This window comes from Salegentibacter sp. (assembly GCF_036568425.1).
Lineage (GTDB): Bacteria > Bacteroidota > Bacteroidia > Flavobacteriales > Flavobacteriaceae > Salegentibacter.
On the sequence record NZ_DATCSO010000050.1, the window covers coordinates 1 to 4,625 of the forward strand.

The 4,625-nt window shown below is 40.6% G+C and carries 5 protein-coding genes; all 5 read right to left on the reverse strand.

Annotated elements, in window-relative coordinates:
• Positions 1-336 precede the first annotated feature (336 nt).
• Positions 337-816, reverse strand: a complete 480-nt coding sequence (locus VIM94_RS05115) for a hemerythrin domain-containing protein (RefSeq protein WP_332038215.1) — start codon at positions 814-816, stop codon at positions 337-339.
• A 176-nt stretch (positions 817-992) separates the two neighbouring features.
• On the reverse strand, positions 993-1,256 hold the full coding sequence (locus VIM94_RS13140; RefSeq protein ID WP_414707152.1) for a PH domain-containing protein: 264 nt from the start codon (positions 1,254-1,256) through the stop codon (positions 993-995).
• A 117-nt stretch (positions 1,257-1,373) separates the two neighbouring features.
• The gene (locus tag VIM94_RS05120) at positions 1,374-2,513 is read right to left on the reverse strand and encodes a prolyl oligopeptidase family serine peptidase (RefSeq protein ID WP_332038216.1); all 1,140 of its coding nucleotides are present in this window, start codon (positions 2,511-2,513) and stop codon (positions 1,374-1,376) included.
• A 458-nt stretch (positions 2,514-2,971) separates the two neighbouring features.
• Positions 2,972-3,406 carry an IS200/IS605 family transposase gene (gene tnpA, locus VIM94_RS05125; RefSeq protein ID WP_332038217.1) on the reverse strand — a complete coding sequence of 145 codons (435 nt, stop codon included), beginning with the start codon at positions 3,404-3,406 and terminating at the stop codon, positions 2,972-2,974.
• Between the two features lie 150 nt (positions 3,407-3,556).
• A partial coding sequence (locus VIM94_RS05130) for a P1 family peptidase (protein WP_332038218.1) occupies positions 3,557-4,625 on the reverse strand: 1,069 nt, incomplete at its 5' end.

Below are 4,625 nucleotides of genomic sequence, written 5' to 3' on the forward strand. Positions count from 1 at the left end.
AGAATTTGAGAATTTTAATTTTCTGTTTCAAAAGCCTTTAAAAGTTTATAGGGCACTTTTTCAGCAGTGGAAAAAGCGATCCCTTAATCGCCACTGCCATTGACGACGCTCCCGCCGGTTTTACTTTAGGCCGGGGTACGACATGAAAAGATTAAAACAAAACCGGGTTTTAGCTGCCGGAGATAGGAGAGAAGGCAGCTCCGTAATTTTAAAGAAAAACCCAGCAAGCGCCGTGAAACTCCATAAAAAAGCCCCTTTTTGAAGGGGCTTTGATGGGATCTTTGTGAGGATAGCCGGTGGTTCACTCACGGACTTATCTCCTGCTGGTAATTTTTATTATTCTATCTCCGAATCGGAACCGGGGATTGAGTCCGGCCAACCTTTTTTGTAGTCATCCCTGGTCTTTTGGTAACCCTTGGTAAGCCTTTTGATCTCGTTTTCGTCATAGATCTTTTTTGACTTTCCAAAAAACTCCTCTTCTTCGTCCTCCAGGTGGTGGTGCACCTTGTCGCTCAATTTTTTCATGGTGGCCAGCCAATGAGGAGATTCCATTTTGGTAGCTTCCAGTTCCTGGATGAGTTCATCTATTTCATGATGTTCTGCCATACCGTGGCGCGCATCTTCCTGCATCCTGTCGGTGTCAATTAGGGGCGAGTAAAAATAGCGTTCCTCGGCCACTTCATGGACTTCCAGTTCCTTTCGGAGTTCAGGCCAAAGCTTTTTGCGCTCTTCAGATTCTCCTGAAGTTTCTAATAATCTGGCACAAAGATCTCTTTGTATTTCGTGGTCTTCCTTAATTGCTTGGTAAATGTCCATAGTAAAATGAATTATTTTTTGTTAGATTTTTCCTGACATAAGTTGCCGGAGGAGAGCGGTTGTTTCTCCGGTTAAACAGGTTTTTTTAAAGATAGACAAAAAAGCCATTTTTGAAAAGGTCTTCAGTAATTTGGAAAGATTCTATTATAGAGTAAGATTGTTTTTCATATCAGGATTTAATCTTTAAAACCCTGAGCAAAATTCATCTTGTCTTTAGGAGAGATTATTATTATTTCCGATTTTCCATACTTGATTTCGATTCGGTCAAATGATGGTGCCGGTGAGGAAATTGTACTTCCGGTTTTAGATACTTCCTCTATTCTTTTAATATCGATTGGCTTGTAGGAAAATAGCCCGTATTTTATTTTGAGCAGATTCTTTTCAATGATGTATCCCGTTCTTAAAAAAAGATGTGTAATTAAAGCAAACGCTGAGTATATGAAAAGTAGGCGAGTGCGTGTTACTTTACTATTAAGATAGACAAGACTTGGAGCTGGCTACAAGCCGTAAAATTTGCTGCTATCCCGCCTGTTTTTTATATACCTGGTCATAGTTTGTTATTTTTTGTAATTCAAGCCTTTATCGTGTTTTAGAAACCAATCATATAGTTCCTGTCCTGGATATATCGACCAATACATGCCATGACCTGCATCAGGGTCTGCTGTGAATTTTAAATCTTTATTTTTCCCTTCCAATTTATTAATCATCCATTCTGTATCTTCAAATTCTACTACCTTATCTTTTTTTCCATGAAAAGCCCAAATTGGAATATCACTTAAGTTATCCGTATTTTTCATGATGTAATCAATATGGCGTGTAAAACCACTTATTGGAGCAATAGCTGCAAATTTTTCAGGATATTTTATTGCCAGATACCATGTTCCAGCTCCTCCTAAACTTACCCCTGTCAGATAAACCTTATTGGTATCTACTCTATATTTTGTTGTTATTTCTTCATAAAAATTCTCAAACCAATTGTCAGTAGACCATCTTTGGTTAATGGGTAATTGTGGTGATACAATAATAAATGGGAATTCTCTCTTTCTCCAAATTTGGTCTGGAATACCACAACAATAAAGTTTAATTGTATCTGTGCCCCTGCTTGAACCACCATGCAAATAGATTATCAAGGGCCATTTTTTTAAATTGTCGTCATTATACTCTTTGGGAGTATATGCTATATAAGGGTAACTTGTATCTTTTGGATTTTGATTCAAACCTTTATCAAACTTCAATTCATTTTGTATAGAACCATCATCGTTCCACCAGGTACATTCTCCCTGTTTTTGGCCATTTGAATAATTCTGTGTCGACTCTCTTTGTCCATTCGGGTACCAGTATTCAAAAAGACCATGCCTTAATCCATTTAAAAAATTTGTTTTGCTTTTTAGTTGACCAGTTTTGTACCACACTCTGAATTCTCCTTCTTTGGTGTTTGTTCTATAATTACACCAGAGACTTTCTTCTTTGATCCGCTTATTAAAAGAACTATAGGTGCCTTCCATTTGAATCTGACCATTTGGATAATAATCCCGAACATGATATAAACTATCCTTACTACCATTTTGAATAAGGCGCTTGTAAGCTATTGTGTCATTTTTAGATATTGGAACATGTAAATAAAACGTATCTATATCCTGAGCTTTTATTTCTCCAATACAAATGATCATTAATAATATTAATGCAGTGTTCTTCATTTTTAATGGGGTATCACACCTTTCACCCCTCAAATTCTCCTTTTTTTCGGGTTTTTCTCCCGGGAGTATTTCAGCTAAACTGAGCGGGTGCTAATTGGTTTCCTGCTAAGATAATTCTTAAAACCCCCATTTTACCTATAAAATCGGGTGTATTATTAACAGGGTGTTTAACAATTGTAGAAAGAATTTAGAAGATTTTTACTTAAAATCCCGGGAATACTTTTAAGAGTGGCCTGCCATGGAAATATTATCTCCATCCCAGGAGGCCCCGGTTTCAACCGTGGCCGGGTTTGAATTTTAGTAAAGCTTATTCCGCATCAGACCACGGTTAAAACCCTGGTCCAAAAAGATGGGTTTAGATAGAGGGTGAAACCTTACTTTTAACTTCATACCCTGGATGGAGCAATGGAGTTAAGGCTTCTAAGCCGGGGTTTTGAGCCCTTACGCAATCAGGCATTCTATTCCTCATCAAGCTTATTCAATTTTTTAAACTCTTCATACTCACGTTTAAATGGCTTCTTTTGATGATGGGCTTTCTGGTTCCTGATATAATGAAAAACCCTATCCACCCCGGATTCAGAAACCGAATAAGCCGCATAGCCGGTCTGCCAGGCAAACTTTTGATGGATAAGATCGCTTTGATTAATATAATGGGAAGAATTGCTTTTTATATGCTTGATTACTTCAGCAATGGATTTCTGAGGATTTAATAAAAACAAACAATGCACATGATCAGGCATTCCATTGATTATTCTGGGGGAACAACCTAAAAATTTAAATTCGTCTTTCATGATATGAAAAACCTGTTCTTCAATTTCCGGTTCAAGGAGTGGCATTCGTTCTTTTGTGGCCCAGATGGCATGGATCCATATTTTGTTGAAGGAATGTGACATAATTATTATTTTATTATCCCCTGTGGGCCATGTTGGAATTTGTTATTCCTTGATTCTTTATTCTTTATTCAGGCAAGTTTTAACCCTTGCAATTCTAATATTAAATAATTCTTTATTTAAAACACGGTTAAAACCGCGGTCTTCGGTTTATTAATCCATCAAAACCCCATATTCCCTCAACACCGGCAATACCTTTTCCATCGGTAGAGCTTGAATAGTGCCGTGATGACCTTTGGTGGTTTCGGCCATAAACAGGGAGTTTAAGATGGCTTCTTCAGTGGCTTCGATGGCGGCCATGAATAAGGGCGACATCAAATCGTTGGGGACTACTTCCAGGCTTTGGGTATCGCTTTCAACTTTATAGGAGACCCGTACTTTTTCAGCAGTGGAAAAAGCGATTACATAATCGCCACTGCCGTTGGAGACAATCCCTCCGGTTTTAGCGATGCCCAGGAAAGCGCGTTTGGCAAGGCGTTCCAGGTTTCGGCTGTCCAGTGGCGCATCGGTAGCTACCACGATCATACAGGAGCCATCGGCATTATTCATTAGCTTATCACTAAAACTGAATTGCTGCAGTTCCCTGCCTACGGGAGCCCCGGCGATTTGCAGCACTCCGCCAAAATTGCTTTGCACGAACACCCCCAGGCTATACCCGCCCAAACTTTTAGGGAGTTGCCGGGAAGATGTCCCGATCCCGCCCTTAAAGCCAAAGGCTACAGTGCCCGTGCCGGCACCTATATTTCCTTCCTCGGTATTTTTTGTAGTCGCATTTTCTATGGCGGCAAGCACATCTTTAGTAGTTAAATGCTGTCCGCGGATATCGTTTAAGAAGCCGTCGTTGGTTTCTCCCACCACCGCGTTCACCGAGTACACCTTTTCATTGCCCTCCCGGTTTAGCGTATATTCTATTACTGCATCCATCGCCGTGGCTACATTCAGGGTATTGGTGAGAATCACGGGAGTTTCAATATTACCCAATTCCTGCACCTGGCTGCTGCCGGCAAGTTTTCCGAAACCATTCCCAACATAGATCGCCGCGGGGACTTTTTGCTGAAAGATATTTCCGCCGTGCGGCAAAATGGCGGTCACTCCCGTGCGCACCGAATCGCCTTTTATCAAACTGCTATGCCCAACCTTTACGCCCTGCACATCGGTGATGGCGTTCAAAGGGCCGGTGGGGAGTACCCCAATCTCAATCCCCAGGTCACGGAGGCGCTGC